General features: G+C 41.8%; 2 protein-coding genes and 2 pseudogenes. 3 read left to right on the forward strand and 1 reads right to left on the reverse strand.

Going from position 1 to position 2,403, the window contains the following annotated elements; all coding sequences use genetic code 11:
• Positions 1-357: pseudogene (locus tag GC098_RS05800) on the forward strand (SpoVR family protein); the annotation flags it as partial.
• A 116-nt stretch (positions 358-473) separates the two neighbouring features.
• Here GC098_RS05800 and GC098_RS05805 read toward each other — a convergent pair.
• Positions 474-1,040 carry a Uma2 family endonuclease gene (locus GC098_RS05805; RefSeq protein ID WP_171641833.1) on the reverse strand — a complete coding sequence of 189 codons (567 nt, stop codon included), beginning with the start codon at positions 1,038-1,040 and terminating at the stop codon, positions 474-476.
• Positions 1,041-1,197: 157 nt separating this feature from the next.
• Here GC098_RS05805 and GC098_RS05810 point away from each other — a divergent pair.
• Positions 1,198-1,380 (forward strand): annotated as a pseudogene (locus GC098_RS05810) (SpoVR family protein); the annotation flags it as partial.
• Between the two features lie 243 nt (positions 1,381-1,623).
• Positions 1,624-2,403 (forward strand): hypothetical protein (locus tag GC098_RS05815; protein WP_216625170.1); only part of this gene is annotated, 780 nt, incomplete at its 3' end.

Below are 2,403 nucleotides of genomic sequence, written 5' to 3' on the forward strand. Positions count from 1 at the left end.
AATTATTTGAATAAACCTCTGGTGGAAGAATTGGATCTGTACGTGTTTGAAAAGAAAGGTCCGGAATGGAAAATTACGGATAAAACTTGGGAAAACACGCGGGACCAGCTCATCTACTCGCGTGTAAATGGCGGCTTCCCCTACATTGTTGTGGAAGATGGCGATTACCAGCGCAGTGGCGAATTGTATTTGAAGCACGCTTTCGAAGGGGTCGAACTTGATCTCAAGTATGTCGAGCGAACGCTCCCCTACATTTACAAACTCTGGGGCAAATCTATTCATATGCACACCATCGTCGAAGATAAGCCGGTTTTGTTCACCTATGACGGTAAAAAGCATCATCGCCGTTTTCTCTAATATAGGAAAGTTCTATACAATAGCTGGCGTCGGTACTCAACTGATGTCAGCTTTTTAGTTCTTCGGTGTAAAAAATAACCGGTCGAGAGAGCATCTCGCCGGTTTATTGTTTCCAATTATTCTAAACTGAACAGCCTGTTCATGGGCACTTGCAAATCTTTAAATGCGATGGATTGGATCGTTTCCTGCTCCGCATACAGATGACGTACCTGGTAACTGCCATCCTGAAGCGAATACACGTGAACCGTTCGGTTTCCTGGATCGACAATCCAATACTCCTGTACCCCATACTTCTGATATAGATTGAACTTCTCATTAAAGTCCTTCAATGCGGTGGATGGGGACAGCACTTCAATGATTATCGTTGGAGCACCCTTACAGCCATTTTTTGAGATCTGATCCTTCGAGCAAACAACCGAGAGGTCTGGCTGTATGACATGATCGGGCGACTCATACTCTTCACTTTCGCTAAAAAATACATCAAATGGAGCCACGAACACAAAGCAACTCCGATTCTGAAAGAATGTCCGCAGGGCGAAATGAAGCTCTCCTACAATAAATTGATGCAATGAGGTCGGAGCTGGCGACATATTATAGGCTTTGCCATCAATTAACTCCCATGTTCCGTCCCATGTTAGCCAATCTTGATAGGTGTGGATTTTCTTCTCATCCGGATTTGACACGATGTTCAACCTCCTTCTGATTTTGCTATTACATTTTTTAATTGTACCATGTTCAAGCAAGTCGTTGCTAACTTTCACTCGTTTATTAAGAACAGTATTACCCAAATAATAGCAGTTGTTTCATGTCTCCCACAATATTCTTATTGGGGGTTCAACAATGACATCTTCGGATATAAAAGCATTGGAATATGCGATTGATGAAATTACGGAGATCGCTACTGGATTTGGGCTTGATATCTACTCCATGAGATACGAAATTTGTCTCTCCGAAATCATTTACACCTTCGGCGCGTACGGAATGCCTCCCCGCTTCAGTCATTTGAGCTTCGGCAAGACATTCAATAAATGATAATGTAGTACGATTTGGGGCCAAGCAAAATCCAATATCTGCCCGTTAGCGCAAGTTGCCGATGGAGTCGGCAGGAACCTCGACTACTTTTGTTGTTTATAATAAGTTGTGCAATGTTCACATTCTCAGTTCGATCCAAAGGAAAAAACAATTACTACAAATAAACGTGGTACCATCGTGGCATTATTGATAGAATAATAATAACTATTGTAATTATTTGTAAGGGGTGAGTGCATGACAACGCAGTTCTCTGCTGGCGGATCAGCTATAGGTTATCTCTATCAATCTAGATATGCTCTATACTTATTGCTCCAAAGAATTGATTCCAGTATTTCTATCGAGAGGCTCGATGACGTGGCTTTTGAAGATGGGTTTACACCCTACGAACTTCTACAACTTAAGCATCATTTGAACTCCAACGCTTCCTTAACAAATGCTTGTGTAGATTTGTGGAAGACTATCCGGGTGTGGAGCGAAGCCATGAGGTCAGGCACTTCTGTAGGTCGGTTGACTTTGATTACAACATCTACAGTTTCTCAAGATACTATCGGCTACTATCTTAAGGATAATATGGACAGACACGCAACAAAAGCTAAGTCCTTAATGCTACAGGTGATTTCTACTTCTACAAATGAAACAAACAAAGCAGCATACCAAGCGTTCTCATCACTCACACCAGAGCAACAGTCTTCACTAGTGGAAAATCTCTACGTCCTTGATCAATCACCAGATATTGTAATGGTAGAAGAAAAAATCAAGGGATTACTTGCACTTTCGGTTAGGAGAAATTTACTAGATGCGTTATATGAACGACTTGAGGGTTGGTGGTTTGGTCAAGTTGTGACACATTTGAAAGCTCAATCTATTGGAACCATCTCGGGCGCAACACTCTCCGAAAAAATACACGACATTGCGGATCATTTAAGACCAGATATGCTTCCCATTGATTATCAACATGAACTTCCCAGCGAAACTCAATCATACGACGGGAGACAATTTGTCCACCAGTTATTA

The sequence above is a fragment of the Paenibacillus phytorum genome, assembly GCF_013141715.1.
GTDB classification, from domain to species: Bacteria; Bacillota; Bacilli; order Paenibacillales; family NBRC-103111; genus Paenibacillus_E; species Paenibacillus_E phytorum.